The 18,126-nt window shown below is 56.6% G+C and carries 11 protein-coding genes and 3 pseudogenes; 11 read left to right on the plus strand and 3 right to left on the minus strand.

Features of this window, described 5'->3' with window-relative positions; translation table 11 throughout:
* Positions 1-25 precede the first annotated feature (25 nt).
* The 9 genes and pseudogenes from DA792_RS20735 to DA792_RS20770 all read left to right on the plus strand — a co-directional run bounded on the left by DA792_RS20735 (position 26) and on the right by DA792_RS20770 (position 13,513).
* Entirely contained in the window at positions 26-865 is an 840-nt protein-coding gene (locus DA792_RS20735; RefSeq protein ID WP_107722810.1) for a carbohydrate ABC transporter permease, read from the plus strand.
* 28 nt (positions 866-893) lie between these two features.
* Positions 894-1,168: pseudogene (locus DA792_RS20740) on the plus strand (DUF2160 domain-containing protein).
* 82 nt (positions 1,169-1,250) lie between these two features.
* Positions 1,251-2,954 carry an ABC transporter substrate-binding protein gene (locus tag DA792_RS20745; protein WP_199908104.1) on the plus strand — a complete coding sequence of 568 codons (1,704 nt, stop codon included), beginning with the start codon at positions 1,251-1,253 and terminating at the stop codon, positions 2,952-2,954.
* A gap of 100 nt (positions 2,955-3,054) precedes the next feature.
* On the plus strand, positions 3,055-4,560 hold the full coding sequence (gene glpK / locus DA792_RS20750; RefSeq protein ID WP_107722468.1) for a glycerol kinase GlpK: 1,506 nt from the start codon (positions 3,055-3,057) through the stop codon (positions 4,558-4,560).
* A gap of 238 nt (positions 4,561-4,798) precedes the next feature.
* Positions 4,799-5,223: pseudogene (locus DA792_RS20755) on the plus strand (transposase); the annotation flags it as partial.
* A 384-nt stretch (positions 5,224-5,607) separates the two neighbouring features.
* A complete protein-coding gene (locus tag DA792_RS23105) occupies positions 5,608-5,730 on the plus strand; it encodes a hypothetical protein (RefSeq protein ID WP_302666354.1) in 123 nt (40 codons plus the stop codon).
* Between the two features lie 95 nt (positions 5,731-5,825).
* The gene (locus DA792_RS20760) at positions 5,826-7,007 is read left to right on the plus strand and encodes a M48 family metalloprotease (protein WP_107722469.1); all 1,182 of its coding nucleotides are present in this window, start codon (positions 5,826-5,828) and stop codon (positions 7,005-7,007) included.
* The gene (locus DA792_RS20765) at positions 7,000-12,123 is read left to right on the plus strand and encodes an AAA domain-containing protein (protein ID WP_107722470.1); all 5,124 of its coding nucleotides are present in this window, start codon (positions 7,000-7,002) and stop codon (positions 12,121-12,123) included. Before DA792_RS20760 ends, DA792_RS20765 begins: the two co-directional genes overlap by 8 nt.
* 303 nt (positions 12,124-12,426) lie before the next feature.
* Positions 12,427-13,513, plus strand: a pseudogene (locus tag DA792_RS20770) (IS3 family transposase).
* A 3-nt stretch (positions 13,514-13,516) separates the two neighbouring features.
* Here the strand turns inward: DA792_RS20770 and DA792_RS20775 are convergent.
* Entirely contained in the window at positions 13,517-13,699 is a 183-nt protein-coding gene (locus DA792_RS20775) for a DUF393 domain-containing protein (protein ID WP_254679335.1), read from the minus strand.
* 9 nt (positions 13,700-13,708) lie between these two features.
* Positions 13,709-14,101, minus strand: coding sequence for a rhodanese-like domain-containing protein (locus DA792_RS20780; protein ID WP_107722471.1), 393 nt, complete (start codon positions 14,099-14,101; stop codon positions 13,709-13,711).
* Positions 14,102-14,222: 121 nt separating this feature from the next.
* Here DA792_RS20780 and DA792_RS20785 point away from each other — a divergent pair, with 121 nt between their 5' ends.
* Entirely contained in the window at positions 14,223-15,020 is a 798-nt protein-coding gene (locus DA792_RS20785; RefSeq protein WP_107722472.1) for a hypothetical protein, read from the plus strand.
* A gap of 140 nt (positions 15,021-15,160) precedes the next feature.
* Here the strand turns inward: DA792_RS20785 and rimO are convergent, their stop codons facing one another.
* On the minus strand, positions 15,161-16,564 hold the full coding sequence (rimO, locus tag DA792_RS20790; protein WP_107722473.1) for a 30S ribosomal protein S12 methylthiotransferase RimO: 1,404 nt from the start codon (positions 16,562-16,564) through the stop codon (positions 15,161-15,163).
* A 251-nt stretch (positions 16,565-16,815) separates the two neighbouring features.
* Between rimO and DA792_RS20795 the strand changes: the two genes are divergently transcribed.
* Positions 16,816-18,084 carry an OmpP1/FadL family transporter gene (locus DA792_RS20795; RefSeq protein ID WP_107722474.1) on the plus strand — a complete coding sequence of 423 codons (1,269 nt, stop codon included), beginning with the start codon at positions 16,816-16,818 and terminating at the stop codon, positions 18,082-18,084.
* Positions 18,085-18,126: the final 42 nt, after the last annotated feature.

Raw genomic sequence — 18,126 nt, forward strand, 5'->3', positions numbered from 1 at the left:
AGAAATCGTTACCCAGACGGGCAAGATGAAAATTGACACACCGCGCACCAGGTCCAAACGGATGCGCCCCTCAGGCGGGGCCTTGGTGATGGGGCTTTACCTGCTGTTTTTGATGCTGCCGATCTATTGGTTGCTCAACATGAGCCTCAAGACCAACTCTGAAATTCTCGGTGCCTTTAGCCTGTGGCCGCGCAATTTGACGTTCGAAAACTATGCGACCATTCTCACCGATCCGAGTTGGTACATGGGCTACGTCAACTCGCTGATCTATGTGGTGATGAACACGACCATCAGCCTCGCCGTCGCGCTACCGGCCGCTTATGCATTCAGCCGCTACAGCTTTATGGGCGACAAGCACCTGTTCTTTTGGCTTTTGACCAATCGCATGGCGCCGCCTGCCGTGTTTGCTCTGCCGTTCTTTCAACTTTATTCCAGCATCGGCCTCTTCGACACGCACATTGCGGTGGCTCTGGCGCATTGCCTGTTCAATGTGCCGCTCGCGGTCTGGATTTTGGAAGGCTTCATGCGGGGGGTGCCCAAGGAGATCGACGAGACCGCCTATATCGACGGCTATTCGTTCCCGGCGTTTTTCGTGAAAATCTTCACGCCGCTCATCGCAAGCGGCATCGGCGTCGCGGCGTTCTTTTGCTTCATGTTCTCTTGGGTCGAATTGCTGCTGAGCCGCACTCTGACCTCCGTGGACGCCAAGCCCATTGCCGCCACCATGACCCGCACCGTCGGGGCCGCGGGTGTCGACTGGGGCGTGCTGGCCGCCGCGGGTGTCCTAACCATCGTTCCCGGTGCTTTGGTCATCTATTTCGTGCGCAACTACATCGCCAAGGGCTTTGCCCTCGGACGGGTGTAAAGAATGCGCCGCTTGAAAGGAATTCGTTATGCTTGACTGGATGGCCTGGACATGGCCCACAGCCACTTTTTTTCTCATCATCGCAGCGCTTTTGGCCACGTTCACGGTGCTGGCGATCAAATTCCCTGAGATGCCTCGCAGGGGCATTCTACAGATCGAAACCACGCGGGGGATCGGTTGTTCATCACACTCTTGGGGTCCGCGTTTATCAATCTGGCATGGCTTGGTTTGGGCTTCGGCCCACAAGCCTACGCCTTGATTGCCTGTCTGGTCTATGCCGCAGCGGTATTCCGCTGGGTTTAGGTGCTGACAAACTCCGGCTTGAAAAGGGAAGAGGTTCAGGCTGGCTCTACGTCTACGTTCAACTAAAGGGAGGAAACCTATCATGAACGTCTTACTGAAATCATCGACGGCTCTGGGATTGGCGCTTGCGCTTACCCAACCCGCTTGGGCCGATATGGCCGCAGCGACTGATTTTTTGGACAACGAAATTGCGGGCATGTCGACCCTGTCTCGTGCCGATCAAGAAGCAGAAATGCAGTGGTTCATTGATGCCGCTCAACCGTTTCAGGGCATGTCGATCAACGTGGTCTCCGAAACCATCACCACCCATGAATACGAATCTCAAGTGCTTGCTCCTGCGTTCGCAGCCATCACAGGGATCAATGTCACGCATGACTTGATTGGCGAAGGCGATGTGGTCGAAAAGCTTCAGACCCAAATGCAGTCTGGCGAAAACATCTATGACGCTTATGTCAACGACTCTGATCTGATCGGCACCCACTGGCGCTATCAACAGGTGCGCAACCTGACCGACTGGATGGCGAATGAGGGCAAGGATGTGACCTCGCCGACGCTGAACCTCGCCGATTTTATCGGCACACAATTCACCACCGCCCCAGATGGTGACCTGTATCAGCTCCCGACCCAACAGTTCGCGAACCTCTATTGGTTCCGCTATGACTGGTTCAATGACCCTGACATAAAAGCGGCCTTTAAAGAGGCCTACGGCTATGATCTCGGTGTGCCGGTGAACTGGTCAGCCTATGAAGACATTGCCGAATTCTTTACCGGACGCACCATTGATGGCGTCGAAGTCTACGGCAACATGGATTACGGCAAGAAAGACCCCAGCCTTGGCTGGCGCTACACCGACGCGTGGATGTCCATGGCCGGGATGGGCGACAAGGGTGAACCGAACGGGCTTCCGGTCGACGAATGGGGCATCCGTGTGAATGACAAATCACAACCCGTTGGCGCCTGTGTCGATCGCGGCGGTGCGACGAACTCTCCTGCGGCTGTCTATGCCATCGACAAGGCGATCAAGTGGTTGCAAGATTACGCACCGCCCTCAGCAGCGGGCATGACCTTCTCGGAGGCGGGGCCGGTTCCGGCGCAGGGCAACATCGCGCAACAGATGTTCATGTACACCACCTTTGTCGCGCCTCTGGTCGCCTCTGATGCTGTGATGAACGAAGATGGTACACCAAAATGGCGCCTCGCCCCAAGCCCGCATGGCGTCTATTGGGAAGAGGGCATGAAAGTTGGCTACCAAGATGTGGGCAGCTGGACCTTGATGAAATCCACCCCGGTGGATCGGGCCCAGGCCGCATGGCTTTACGCACAATTCGTCACCTCTATGACGGTAGATGTGAAGAAATCTGATGTTGGTCTGACGTTTATCCGCGAGTCCACCATCAATTCCGATCACTTCACAGATCGCGCCAACAAACTTGGGGGTCTGGTTGAATTCTATCGCTCGCCCGACCGCGTCCGTTGGTCGCCCACGGGCACAAATGTGCCGGATTATCCGAAGCTTGCACAGCTGTGGTGGCAGAACATCGGCGACGCAATGTCTGGTGCGAAAACCTCGAAAGAGGCGCTCGATCAACTGTGTGACGATATGGAAAGCGTGATGGCGCGTCTGGAACGCGCTGGAATCCAAGGTGATCTTGGTCCGGTTCTCAACGACAAAGAGGATGACAGCTATTGGTTGGAACAGCCGGGCGCACCGAAGCCTATGTTGGCCGACGAGGATGAAACCCCGATGACCATCGGCTATGACGAACTGGTTTCCTCTTGGAACTAATAAACGCATGACCCTTGCTGGGGCGCAGCAGATTTGCTGCGCCCCGTTTTGTGCCCGACGTCTGAAGTCCGGCCATTTTGCCTGAACGGGGAGGACCCTCATGACACATATTCTTGCCATTGATCAGGGCACGACCTCCAGTCGGGCGATTTTGTTTGACGCTCAGTTGCAGATAACGGCTGTTGCCCAAGAAGAATTCCCGCAACATTTCCCACACTCCGGTTGGGTCGAACATGATGTGTCTGACCTCTGGTCCACGACCGCAGGCACCTGTCGTGAGGTCATCGAAAAGGCCAATGTAGACACGCGCGACATTGCCGCCATTGGCATCACCAACCAGCGCGAAACCACCGTGATTTGGAACCGCAAGACCGGCCAGCCCATCCATAATGCCATCGTCTGGCAAGACCGCCGCACCGCTGCGATCTGTGAACATTTGCGCGCTGAGGGTCATGAACAGATGTTCACCGACCGCACCGGATTGCTGATTGATCCGTATTTTTCGGGCACCAAAGTCAAATGGCTGCTCGACACAGTCGAGGGCGCGCGCGCTGCGGCCAAAGCCGGGGATCTTTTGTTCGGCACCGTCGATAGCTATTTGATCTGGAAGCTGACGGGTGGCAAAACCCATGCCACCGATGCCACCAATGCGGCCCGCACCCTGTTGTATGATATTCGCAAAGGACGTTGGAGCACGACGATCTGTGAGCTCTTGGGCATCCCTATGGATATGCTGCCCGAGGTCCGTGATTGTGCCGCCGATTTTGGTATGACGCGCCCCGACCTGTTCGGGCGTCCCATCCCCATTCTGGGTGTCGCAGGAGATCAACAGGCGGCCACAATCGGTCAGGCCTGCTTTCGGCCCGGCATGTTGAAATCCACCTATGGCACTGGCTGTTTTGCCTTGATGAACACTGGCGACACGCCCGTCACCTCGCAAAACCGTTTGTTGACCACCATCGCCTATCAACTGGACGGCAAACCCACCTATGCACTCGAAGGTTCGATTTTTATCGCCGGGGCTTCGGTTCAATGGCTGCGAGACGGGTTGAAAATGATCCGGGATGCGACAGAAACCCAACCCTTGGCAGCCGCCGCCGACGAGGAACAGCCCGTGATCATGGTGCCCGCCTTCACCGGACTTGGAGCGCCCTATTGGGATGCCGAGGCGCGTGGGGCAATTTTTGGCCTATCGCGCAATTCGGGGCCTGCCGAATTCGCCCGCGCGGCATTGCAATCTGTGGGGTATCAGACGCGCGATCTCTTAGAGGCGATGCACCGCGATTGGCGCGCGCCAGACGGGGATGCGATCCTGCGGGTTGATGGCGGTATGAGCGCGTCAGATTGGACCATGCAATTCCTGTCCGACATTATCGGCACACCCGTTGATCGTCCTGCGTGCCAAGAAACCACCGCCATGGGGGCGGCATGGCTCGCAGGCAGTCGCGCGGGCCTTTACCCGGATCAATCAGGTTTTGCCAACATGTGGTCTTGCGACCGGCAGTTTATCCCCACCATGACGGCAGAGGATCGTGACGCCAAATACGGCGCATGGCAACGGGCCGTTCGTGCGACGCGCATGTTCACGGCGCCCTCGCCAGACTAAGGATGAATATTGAAGTTTTGCGTATTGATCAGGGACAGGACATTTGCAGCCTTGGACACAGCGGTTGCGGCGTGTTTAGCAAATGCCTTTAGCGCATTATCTGCTGTGGTCATTGTTGCTGGGCCGAAGCCCTCGCCTCATTCTGAGATCTGAAGTTTGTGGGTATGATCACGCAGGCGCGCCTGTAGCGCTTACTTTGGAGTTGGAAGAGCAACCCGCCTCCTGATGGGGGAAGGGCAGGTATGTTTGCCCGGAAGGCGACCCCTTGAAACAGGTCCGTCGAAATTATTCCGATCCACCCTGTGGCCCGACCGGCAAAGGCGTCGCCAAGTCTCAGGCCCTAAAACACACCGGTCATGCCTGCCTATAAAAATGAAATGCTGCCCCAAAGCCGATGCGCGCAAGATTACCCGCGCAGACCACGAAGATGACCGACAGGTCGCCCGCGATATTGCCAAGACCAAGCAGTATGCGATCTCAATGAGGTTGCGAAAGGAGGTTGAGGTGCTCTTCGCACAACGCAAACGCCTCCTTGGGCTGGGACGATTGCGATTGCGCGGGCCATACGGTGCAAATGACGAATTTCTCCTCTCTGCAACCGACCAAAACCTCCGCAAGCTGGCCAAGACCTTTCCGGCACCGCAGCAAACGCGAAAAGCCTGACAGCAAAGGCGCTCGCGCCCTATTTAAGGGCTGAATTTCTGCACGCGCAACATGGTGCTTTTCAACAGAATCGGCTCGTTTCCGCCCTTCGCTGCGTTCTCAATGACCGGTAGCTTTGGCGGAACTCCCAATATGCGTGCTCAGTTCCTTTCAGATCACGCGGCCGATATTTTTCAGAATCAGGGTTGATCGCATGGGGATATGCAGCTCATGCCTTCGCGATAATCGTTGCCGTCTCAGTGCCGCCCCGCGGGACAACCTCGACTATTGCTAACACAGGCTATTGATATTGTAGCATCCGTTTGCATGTGCCGTACTTTTGGTGCTGCGATGTGGCCAGTGTCACGAGAGCGGTCCTTCGCGGTAAAGACACAGCGATCATACTTGACCGTCCATACGCGCGCAGCGTGTACCAGCCGGATCAATGCCGACCGGCTGCGCCTGTATTTCGAAAACTCGGGCTGGATTGGTCCCGTTGTCACCGCTGAAAAGCGCCTTGCCGCTTGATGATGGGGCGTCAATTTCCTTTTGCTATGACTTGGCCAAGATTGTACCGTTCCCCTTGGCGACCATCACGTCCAGTTCTTGCACGAGTAGAGCTTTTGTCCGAGATTCCCCCCTTTTTGTATTACCACAATGCACTTGCCGATTTTTTGCAGCGCGAGGAGGCTGATATCTGGGCTTGGTTTGCCTCTGATAAGCTGACAGAACAGGCCTTTGATGAGAACCGGCTGATGCTGCTGAAAAATGCAGTGCGATTGGATGCGGGGTCTCATGACACCTTGTTTGCCGCCGCCGCCGAGGTGAAAGAAGCGTTGGACATTGACGTGCCGCTTAGTCTTTATCAGGGCACTGGGCAGCACCGGAATGCTGCGTTGGTCTATACCCCCGACGAGGTCAACATCATGTTCGAGGGTGAGACGCTTGATATCCTCAGCGACGCCGAGCTGCGCTGCCTTTTAGGCCACGAGATGGCGCATTACCTGCACAAGACCCGCGAGGACGGGCGCTATTTCACAGCCGACCGGATGCTGGGTTGGATGTGCGGTGAAAACGGTGCGCATCCTGCGCATCTGCAGTCACTTTGGCTGTCGCAAATTTATCAGGAAATCTTTGCCGACCGGGTCGGATTTATGGTTTGTGGCGACCGGGATGCGGCGATTTCGCTGTTGATCAAAGTGGGGTCCGGGCTGAAAAAGTTTTCGGTCGAGACGTATCTGCGACAGGCGGCGGAGGCGCTTGATTTGAATAAGAAGGACGGCTCGAGCGGGGTGTCGCACCCTGAGACATACGTCCGCGCGATTGCATTGGCCGATTGGGCCAGGGACAAAGAGGCGGCTGATGTGCGTCTGCCGGAATTGGTGGAAGGAGAAGTCCGATTGGAGCGGCTGGACCTGCTTGCGCAGCGTAAACTGACCGATCTGACACGTGCGATGATCCAGCAATTTTTGGCCGCTGACTGGGTGGAATCCGAAGAGGTTGAGGCGCACGCCCGTGCGTTTTTCCCCGATTTAGACATCACATTGAGGCCGCCTGAAGATATGGCGCTGACCGCCCTTTCCGAGACGAGCGATGATGTGAGGGATTACTTGGCCTCGGTTCTGCTTGATTTTGCGGCGGCTGATCCTGACCTTGAAGATGAACCCCTGCTCAAGGCGATGGAATTTGCCCGCCAACATGGATTGGAGGATGCGATCACGCCGCGCATCACCCAGGACCTCGGTGTGCCCCCCAAAAAGCTGGCCGCATTGCAGAAAGCCATCAAGGAGGTAGCACATGATTGATGCGGCCGAACAAGGGTTCTTTGAGCTTCTGCATGCGTGGAATGAAGCGCATTCCATCGGGAATGAGGATTTGTTGGCTGCAATTCTGCCCTTGATGCAACAGGTCGCAGAGGCGCACGAGGCCGGGCAGGTGGCTCCGCTGTTTCCTTTGCGCAAGCTGAAAGTGGATCATGGCCATTTGTTCTTTGTTCAGACAGATGTAGAGGCACCGGCATCAATCCACGCGGTCAGCGGTCGCAGGGACGTGCTCGCCAAAAGTGGCATCAAGGTGGTCAGCGAGCTCACAGTGACCTCGGATGATGCGTCCGGAACCGAGGTGCATGACGCCCGGGTCGCAGATGATGCCGTAGCCACCCCGCGTTTTCTGACGGAATACCGATCATGGGAGGTCGAAGCGGGCCATCATGACCCGATCACTGATATCTATGGGCTGGGTATGATCCTTGGTTCGCTGGCAACCGGCCTTGATTTTCGGCAGAAGGATCAGCTGGAAACGTTTATCCGGTATCGCGGCGATCTGGCCAGTTTGAACAACCGGCTGAGCCCTGTGATCTGTCGCGCGATTGAGCGGATGACCGAACTGGAAAGGTTTGATCGTGCACAAGATGTACCCACACTGATCCGCGCGTTTGAAAACCACCGTATGATCGGATCGGTCTTTGAGAATGAACTGACGACCAGCGCCGCATTCGGGGCAGAGGCGGATTTGCCAAAGGGTGAGTTGCTGAAGCGGTTGCGCGCCCGCTTATATGATATGACCCGGCGCAACCGGTTGATTTATCACAAGCCGGTCTCGACGGAATTGAACCTGACGGAAACATCCGTGCCGTTGGTGATGAATTTTCAGGCCATCAAATCGGAAGATCTGTTCACCGCAGACGCCCTCGCTATGCAAAAGTTGTTGTCAGGCAGAGAGATCGCCTTGCGGGATTATATCCGGTTTGAAGACATGCAATTTGCACCAGCGGTGCTGTCCAAGCTCCGTTCGGAAAGTGCGAGGATCGCGCGGGAATATGGAGCAGCGCCTTTGCGATTGGTGCCTGTGTTTTTGCGGTGGTATGACCTCAAGAACGATCCCCACACGCCGATTTCGTCGCCCCTTTTGTTGCTGCGGACCGAGTTGAAGCGGCGCAAGGGTGTGAAGGATGTGTTCACCCTACAAGCTCTGGATACAGTGGCCGAGGTCAACCCGGCCTTATCCTTTGCGCTGGAAAAACTGTTCGGAATCAAGCTGCCAACAACGGTGGATATGTCCCAGCCGGATGCGCTGCGTGATCTTTATCGGCTGATTGAAACGCAGATCCTGTCCAGCGAACCCGGTGTGCACCTCGAATACGCCGACAAACCGCGCATCAAGGTGCTGCACCAAAAGGTGCGGCGGCGCCTGGACCAGTTCAACAAGCGCCGTGTTGGCATGGTCAAAGGCAAACGGGCGCGGTCCGGGATACGATATTCCTATGATCACCCGGGGTACAACCCGCTGGGGCTGCAACTTTTCAAGGAATACGTCACTCCGGCACAAGCCCCAAATCAGGCCGTGATGGGGCGACCGTTGCCGCGCATGTTCAATGCATCTCATATGGTTGAACCTGCTGTGACAGAGCGTGAGGCGACCACGTTTTCGGCCGCGCAGGAGACCGATGGGCGGTTTAACTGGAGCTTTGATCTTTGCTCGGTCACCCTCGCCAATTTCAACTATCGCAAGATGTCGCTGGTGCGCGACTATGATGCCATGCTGGCTGGTGAACTGTCGCCCAATGCGGCCTTTGATCTGCTATTTGATGACCGCAGCTATGATGTCGGCGGCATTCCCATGCTGCCCAAGCCGGAACATCGCTATCCCGTCATCGAAATGGACCCCAGTCAGGAAAAGTCTGTTTTGAATGCGCGCAGTGGCGAAAGCTATGTCATTCAGGGCCCGCCTGGCACTGGAAAATCTCAGACCATCACCAACCTGATTGCCGACTTTATCAGTCAGGGCAAACGTGTGCTCTTTGTGTGTGAAAAACGCGCGGCCTTGGATGTGGTGTTCAACCGCCTGACGGGGGTGGGTTTGGGCGCGCTGTGCAGTCTTGTCCACGACAGCAAGCAAAATAAACGTGAATTCATTGAGGAACTTGATGAGATTTACACCCGCTGGACAGAAGAAGACCGGCCAAAGACAATGGCCATTCTGACACAGGAACGGACTGCGCTGCTACGGCGTGTTTCGGAGGCGCTTGCCGATGTACGCGTGCATATCACGGCGATGTCGACCGCAGCGGTTGGTACTGATGAGGCGCTTTATGGGGTCATTGACCGTGCGCTGAACGCACATCCCCCCGATCTGGGCGATGATGATCGGGGGGCTTTGCCTGATCTGGCTGTTTGGCTGGAACATGAAGATGCGGTAGACCGCGCGCTGAACGGGACCAAAGGATTGGCGGGCGGGCAAAGCCTGTCAGAACGACCCGAACGTTTGTTGGTCCCTGCGCTTTGGGGCGATGACGATGCTCTGGATCAGGTGCCGCAACGGGCCGCAAACCTGGCGTCGCGTGCTACGCGTCTTAGCGGGGCAGAAGCTGATCTGTTTGGGGGTGTCACGACAGCCGGGGCCGCTTTCGCGCAAGTTCGCTTTGCCGCGCGTGTCGCACCGATGGCTGAGGTCGGTCAATTGGGCCTGTTGGACCCTGACAGCCGCGAAAGCCGCCTGTTCAAAGGCGATATGCGTCAGGTCGACGACAAAAGACGCCTATTGGCTGAAGCGGTGCAAAAGGCATCCGCCTGGACTGACAAGCTGACCCAAGAGGAAACCAAAACAGCACTGCGGCTGGCGCAGGACAAGGAAGGTAAGTTCCTGTCGTTCCTGTCTGGCCCTTGGCGGCAGCTGAAGAAAACAATTGCGGCGCGCACCCGGACGGCGGATGCAGCAATTGCGCCCACAGCCGTCGATTTGCTGTTGCTGCTTGATACTGAGCATGCGTCCAGAGAGGCCTTGGTTGAAACCGAACGGCAAACCGCTGGGCGTTACGGTTTTAACGATTTTGCAGCCCTGTCGGACCTTGTTGCAGAGCGCGCCGCAGGCCGGATGGTGGACGGCGCTGCTGCCGATCCGATCCTTGCCAGCGTGGTCAGCGACCCGGCGGGGACGGAACGTCAGGTACTGGCGTTGGCGCACCACGCCCCGGTTATAGAAGGGCTGTTGGAGGATGCGGCGGGACTGATTGATGGGTTGGATACATTGGCCTTGGCGGATCTGGCCCCGGCACTGGATGCGCTGGCACAAAGCGGGCCGCGTTTGCGCGACCTAAAGTTCATGTTGCAGCCGCTGGCGGATGCGCCTCTATCAATCTGGCGTTGTCTGCGCAGCTTTGATTTGCCGACAGACCAGCTGCACGCGGCCATCTTGTCAGAAACGGTTCGGCGCAGCGTGATCCAGACCCCCGGCCTATCGGCCATTGACCATGCCATGCTGGATCACGCCCGCGCCAAGATCGCGGACAGCCGCAAGGCATTGCAAAAGGTCAACGCCAGCCTGCTGGAGTTGCGTGCGATGGAAAATTTTGATGCCCATATCGCGCTCACCGCTGAAATGGATCGCAATCTGTCGATGGAGGATCGGGCGCGCAAATCATCCTATGCCAATGCGCGCCGGGCGTTGGAGCATGAATTCAAAAAGACCCGCGCTTTCCGGTCTCCGCGCGAAATGCTGGACGGCCCAGCCGGAGCGCTGATCCCTGATATGAAACCGATCTGGCTGATGAGCCCTCTTTCGGTGGCCGATGTGCTGCCGCTCGACTCCGATCTGTTTGATGTGGTGATCTTTGATGAGGCATCGCAAATCCCCGTTGAGGACGCGGTGCCGACAGTCATGCGCGCTCCGCAGATCATCGTTGTGGGAGATGAGATGCAACTGCCGCCGTCGAAGTTCTTCGGCAGCGGTGATGCGGCAGAGGAATTCGATGATGCTGACGAAGATCTGAATTTTGAACTGGATCAGGACAGTTTCCTGACCCTTTCGGCAGAGCGTTTGAAGTCCACAATGCTCAGTTGGCACTATCGGTCGCGCAGTGAAGAGCTGATCAGTTTCTCCAATCGCGCATTCTACGGCGGGCGTTTGTTGACAATTCCATCGGTGCGTAACCGGCAAGAGGACCCTGAAATCCATGTGGCGGATGCGGGCGTCCCCCCGTTGAGCGCATCCGAAGTTTTGGCCCGTCCGATTTCCTATCATATGGTCAAGGGCGGTGTTTATGCCCTGCGACGCAACGCCGAGGAGGCCCGCTATATCGCCCACGTCCTGCGCGACATCCTCGCACAGGACAGTGGCAAGACCATTGGCATCGTTGCCTTTTCGGAGGCTCAGCAATCCGAGGTTGAAACCGCGCTGAACGAATTGGCGCGCACTGACGAGGGCTTTGCCCGTCGACTTGATGCGGAATATGAACGCGAAAAGGATGGCGAATTCATCGGACTGTTCGTCAAGAACCTTGAGAATGTGCAGGGCGATGAGCGTGACATTATTTTGCTATCAATCTGTTACGCTCCGCCGGCAAGTGGCAAAATGCGGATGAACTTTGGCCCCATCAACAAAGTCGGAGGCGAAAAACGCCTGAATGTTATCTTTTCGCGTGCGAAGGAAAACATGATCGTTGTGTCTTCGATCACATCCGAGCAGGTCACCAACGATTACAACGCTGGGGCTAACGCGCTAAAGACGTTCCTGCGGTATGCGCAACTTGCCTCAACCGGGGACGGGCCTGGCGCAGATATGGCGCTTAAGGCGGTATCGGGCAGTACAGATCAACGCGAGAAGCCGGGGAACGTGGCCGCAGAGCAGATTGCCGCTGCCTTGCAGGCGCGCGGATGTTTTGCCGTGGTCAACCACGGCATGTCCCGCTTTTGCGTCGACGTGGCCGCCCGCCGCACGGATGAACCCGACTTTAAACTGGCTATCCTGATTGACAGCAAAGAGACATATGCCAGCAATGCCACCTTGGAAGTTCTGACCGAACGGGCCATTTTGCTGGAGGCTTTTGGGTGGACGACTGTGACTGTTACAATGCGGGAATGGAAAAGCGATCCGACCAAGATTGTCGAAGTGCTTGCTGCGCATTTGGGAGTCAATTTCGACTGAATGTAGAGCAACGCGTTTTTCTTTCGCGTTGATAGAATGTCAGCCCGTCATTACGCTGTCCATGACCCAGCAAGATGCCGACGACCCCATCCATCAGACGCGCGCAGCATTGTTCGCCGTCAAATGAAATGGGGCTTCAGAACGGTTTGAGCATTGGAGGCGCAGGTTCGTTTGTGTGAATGATTATATTCCGTTGCCCGGCAGATGAATGCATGCTCTCGCCGAGAGGGGGCGGTAATCCCCCCGAAAGTAAGGGGCTGCGGAAGTAGAATTTTCTCGGCAAGATGAACGAGGCGTTTCCGAATGAAGACCCGCAGAGACACTGAGGCGCAGATTCTTGCGATCCTGCGACAGGCCGAAGGCGGTGTGGCGGTGGCCGAGTTGTGCCGTGAGCATGGCATGAGCAGCGCGTCGTTTTACAAATGGCGGGCGAAGTATGGCGGCATGGATGCGTTTATGGTCAGCCAGATGAAGGCCATTGAGGAAGAGAACCGCAGGCTGAAGCGAATGTATGCGGACCTGAGCATGCAGGCCGATTTGTTGAAGGAAGCCCTCGGAAAAAAGTAGTTGGGCCATCTCAGCGACGAGAGATGGCCGCAACAGCGGTGGAGCGGCGCGGGGTCAGCGTTGCGCTGGCCTGCCGGGCTTTTGGTGTCAGCGAGACCTGCTATCGCTACAGCCACTTCTGAGGGATGAGAACGAGCAGATCGCTGATTTGCTGACCGGTCTGACGGATGCCCGCAAGACTTGGGGTTTCGGGCTATGTTTTCTGCATTTGCGCAACGTGAAGGGGCATCCATGGAACCACAAACGGGTTTACCGGATCTACTGCGAGCTTGAACTGAACCTTCGGATCAAGCCGCGTAAACGGCTGAAGAGGGACAAGCCCGATGCGCTGGCGGTGCCAGAAGCACCGAATGTCACCTGGTCGATGGATTTTATGGCCGACCGGCTCGGCGATGGTCGTGCCTTTCGGCTGCTGAACGTCTTGGATGATTTTAACCGTGAGGGCCTCGGCATCGAGGTCGACTTTTCCTTGCCCGCCGAGCGTGTGATCCGAAGCCTTGAGCGGATCATCGAGTGGCGCGGAAAACCCGGGACCATTCGGGTCGACAATGGCCCCGAATACATCAGTGAAAAGCTGATGAAATGGGCCGAGAAACATGGGGTCACCATCCAGCATATCCAACCCGGCCAGCCTCAGCAAAACGCTTACATCGAGCGCTACAACCGCACCGTCAGGCATGAGCGGCTCGACCAATCCATCATCGAAAGCATCGAGGAGGCCCAAGATCACGCCACTCAATGGTTATGGACTTACAACAACGACCGCCCCAACATGGGCATCGGCGGCATAACACCCGCCATGAAACTGAAAATGGCCGCATAAGTTCTACGACCGCACCCCGTTAAAAATGGGGGGATTACCGATGCCCCAGCCGTCCCGCGCCGCCGTGTTCAGGTCGTCAAACCGGATCGGCAGGCCGTTTTTACCCGCATAGCGCGCATAATGGCCGATCTCGGTCGAACAGACCGGGCATTCACCGTTGAAAAGGACTTTGGTCGATTCATCCATGTCTAAGAGTTAGTGCTTTTCGACCTCTTCAACAGGCCCGCCGTGCAATTTCCACGCCGTAAACCCGCCGCCGACATGGGCCACCGGCTCCAACCCCATCTCGACACAGGTTTTCGTCGCCAAGGCCGACCGCCACGCCGAGGCGCAGTAAAACACGTATGTCTTGCCCTCGGCAAAAATCGGTTTGTGATAAGGGCTTTCCGGGTCAATCCAGAATTCCAACATGCCCCGTGGGCAGTGGAAGGCACCGGGAATACGCCCCTCGCGCTCAAGCTCCCGGCGGTCCCTGAGATCGACAAACACGACGTTCTCGTCCTTGATAAGTTGGATCGCGTCCTCAGTCGGGATCGTCTCAATCATCGCCAGCGCCGCGCCGAGCAGGTCTTTGTAGTTTTTGAGCATGGGGTCCTCCGTTTGGGTGATTTAACCCTGTGGAGGTTTGGAGGGCAATGGGGTCATAGGACAGACGCTGGACTGCCGGATAAAACTGTGATCATTTCGAACTAGTTTTGGGGGATTTTAAATGGACTTTTTGAAGTCAATCTTCGACGCATGGGATGAGAGAATTAGAAGCCCTATTCTTGGGTCCATACTTTTCATATATTTGGCATGTAACTGGCGTGCGTTATTCTTTTTGTTTTTTGCAGATGACACTGCTGCTGAACGACTGGCATATTTTGATTCACATACATCACTCTGGAGCACGCTGATTTTTCCTTTGGTTGGCGGGCTAGTTTTGGCTTGGCTCGCGCCATGGGTAAAGTTTGGTGGTGCTTGGGTAGCGAAAAAAGCGAACTTGGCGCTTGCTAAACTTCAGGAGGGGGAAGCCAGCGATAAGCGTAAACGTCAGTATGAAAAAGAAGCACAAGAGCTTGAAGCTAAGACCGGTCGAGATGTTGCTATCGTTGAAAGCCAAGGGCGTATTCGTGCTGCAGAAGAAAGACTTCAGATTCAAGATGAGCAAGTTCTGCAAGAAGCAGCTCAGGTCAGCCTAGAAACTAAAGAAGAAATTGAAACGTCGAGAGGGCGTAAAAATAATGCAATTGCCGATTCTTTATCACCTATGGCACGAAAGCTTCTTATAGCTGCTGTCAACGATAAATCGGGCATAATCATGCAGCGTAGTTATATTGGCGGCACTGCGTTTTCAGTGGGTGGGGAAGAAATCATGCATGATGGAACTCGCCGTGGGCTGGCGGAAGTCGAAGCTGCTATAGAGGAACTTGTCCGACAAAGTTTGGTTCGATCACGTGGTAGTAAAGGTGAAATTTTTGAAGTGACAAAATTGGGCTTCGAAGTAGCTGAGGCTTTGGGACAATAGCGCTGCGCGCCACACTTCCAGTGTTCGGCGCGCAAACTCGTATAATCAGCCTCTGGACTGATTGTCAGACTCTTCCCGGCGCTCCGTGCCTTCAGCACTCCCGCGCGTTGCCTCCGAGAAATGATCCCCCGGACCATTTTTTAACGGAGGCAACCCCACAAATCATACTCTCCAGCCTCATCCACCTCGACAGTCACCAAATCCCCAACACTCAGCCCCTCAGTCCCCGCGTCAATAAACAGGTTGCCATCAATCTCGGGGGCATCGGCTTTGGTGCGGCAGGTGGCGATGCCGTCTTCGTCGATGTCGTCCACAATCACTTGCATGGTTTGCCCAACTTTGGCCGCCAATTTGGTCTCGGAAATCGCTTGTGCCCGTTCCATGAACCGGTCCCAACGCTCTTGTTTGATCTCAGAGGTCACATGATCGGGCAGGGCGTTCGAGCGTGCCCCCGCGACGTTTTCGTATTGAAAACATCCCACGCGGTCCAATTGCGCCTCGTCCAGCCAATCGAGCAGATATTCAAACTCCGCCTCGGTCTCACCGGGGTAGCCGACAATGAACGTCGAGCGCAGGGTGATGTCCGGGCACATGGCCCGCCAGGCGGCGATCTCGTCCAAAACCTTGGCCGAGGCCGCAGGCCGCGCCATGCGTTTCAAAACATCCGGGTGGCCGTGTTGGAACGGGATGTCGAGGTAGGGCAGTACCGCATTGCCCGCGTCCGCCATCAAAGGGATCAGTTCTCGCACATGCGGGTAGGGGTAGACGTAATGCAGCCGCACCCAAAGGTCGTCGGCAGAGGCCAATTGCCCCAACTCGCGTGCCAGATCGGTGATGTGGCTGCGCACCTCGCGGTCTTTCCACGGGTGGGTCGAATAGCGACGATCCAAACCATAGGCAGAGGTGTCCTGAGAGATCACCAAGAGTTCCTTGACGCCCGCCTCGACCAGTTTTTCCGCCTCGCGCAGCACCGCATGGACCGGGCGAGAGGCCAATTTGCCGCGCATGTCCGGGATGATGCAGAATTTACAGGCGTGGTTGCAGCCTTCGGAAATTTTCAGATAGCTGAAATGGCGCGGGGTCAGGCTGACACCGGAGGCGGGCAGTAGGTCAATGAACGGATCGGGGGAGGGCGGCACGGCACCGTGGACGGCATCCAGCACCTGTTCATATTGATGCGGGCCGGTGACCGCCAGGACCTTTGGGTGGACCCCGGTGATATACTCAGGCTCAGCCCCCAAACAGCCGGTGACGATGACTTTGCCGTTTTCCTGCAAGGCCTCACCGATGGCTTCCAAACTCTCGGCTTTCGCTGAATCCAAGAACCCACAGGTGTTCACGATCACCGCATCGGCCCCGGCATAATCGGCGCTGATCTGATAGCCCTCGGCGCGTAAGCGCGTCAGAATGCGTTCGCTGTCGACCAAGGCTTTGGGGCAGCCCAAAGAGACCATCCCAATTGTGGGCTGGCCGTCACGGGGCGCAGTGTCAAACTGCGCTTTGGGCGCAAGGTCGGGGCGGAGGTTTGGCGGGTTCTGAGTCATTCCCGCGATATACTCTGAACGCGGGGATCGGAAAAGCCCTGTTGCGTTGCGGCGTGTCGGACGCTGCCGTGCGGCGGAAAAATGCGTCGCATGATCTTAAATATTCGCATAAGTTGATGGAGATCACAGCGCTGTGATCCCATAACTGATTTGCACAGTGTCGCGGGATATTTTGCGTGACGCGGAGTCGGGCGCGATCTCACCGCAAGGAGGAGTGCGGTTGCACCCCCGACCAACAATGGAGGGAAAGGATGTTCGTCAAAGATCAAACCCGTTTTGCGGGACCTGTTGTGCTGTGCCTGATGGCTGGTGCTCTGCCTCAAACCGCCACTGCGACCGAAGGCTATTTTGCGCTGGGCTATGGCCCGGCCCAACGCGGTGTCGCGGGCGCAGGGGTTGCCTATTCCCAAGATGCCATGTCCGGCGCAATCAACCCGGCAAGTGTCGCCACTGTGGGGCGTGAAATGAGTTTCGGCCTTCAGGCGTTTTCCCCGAACCGTGGTTTCACAGGGGACAGCACGGGCTTTGTTCCCTCCGGTTCTGTGGAGAGCGGCAAATCGTTTTTCCCGGTCCCCAATGCGGCCTATAACCTGCCGCTGGCAAATGGCGCGGTGGTCAATTTTGCCGCCTATGGCAATGGCGGGATGAACACGACATATGATGCCGTGCCCAATGCCAATTGTGGCGGTGGCACGGGGGTGTTTTGTGGCGGGGCCTCAGGGGTGGATTTGACCCAGCTTTTCGTCTCGCTTACCTATGCGCAAAAGCTTGGGCGGCTGTCTTATGGCATCGCGCCGACTTTGGCGGTGCAGGCGTTTGAGGCCAAGGGGCTTGCGGCGTTTTCCGGCATATCCGTTGATCCAACGGCGCTCACCGACAATGGCTATGACTATTCCACCGGCCTCGGCCTTCGGGTTGGTTTGCAATATGAGATGAGCGATCAATGGACCCTCGGCCTTGCGGCGCAAACGAAATTCAACATGTCCGAGTTCGACAAATATGCCGGGCTGTTTGCGGGCGGCGGCGATTTCGACATTCCGGCCTCTGTGACCGTTGGTCTGGCCTATCAACCGACCTCTGATCTGGCTTTCCTGTTGGATTATCAGAAAATCTTTTACTCCGATGTGTCCGCGGTGGCCAATTCAATGTCTGCAGGCCCGCTTGGGGCCGATGGTGGCGCAGGTTTTGGTTGGGAAGATGTTGAGGTGATCCGTCTGGGGGCCGAATGGAAAGCCACGCCGGATATGACCTGGCGCGTGGGATATGCGCATGCAACGAACCCGGTGGGCGCGGATGATGTGACCTTTGGCATCTTGGCACCCGGCGTGGTCGAAGATCACTTTTCTTTCGGCGGATCGCGTCAGGTGAACGCGCGCGACCGGATTGATTTTTCGATCTCTTATGTGCCGGAAAACACCGTCTCCGGCCCGGAAATGACGCCGGGCGGCCCAACCGGCGGCACGGTAGATTTGAACATGAGCCAAATCTCGGCCTCAATCGGGTGGACGCGCACCTTTTGATCTTTGCCAGAGCTGAGAAAAGGGCGTCCGTTGTGGCGCCCT

The organism is Celeribacter baekdonensis (genome assembly GCF_003047105.1).
Taxonomy (GTDB): Bacteria; Pseudomonadota; Alphaproteobacteria; order Rhodobacterales; family Rhodobacteraceae; genus Celeribacter; species Celeribacter baekdonensis_B.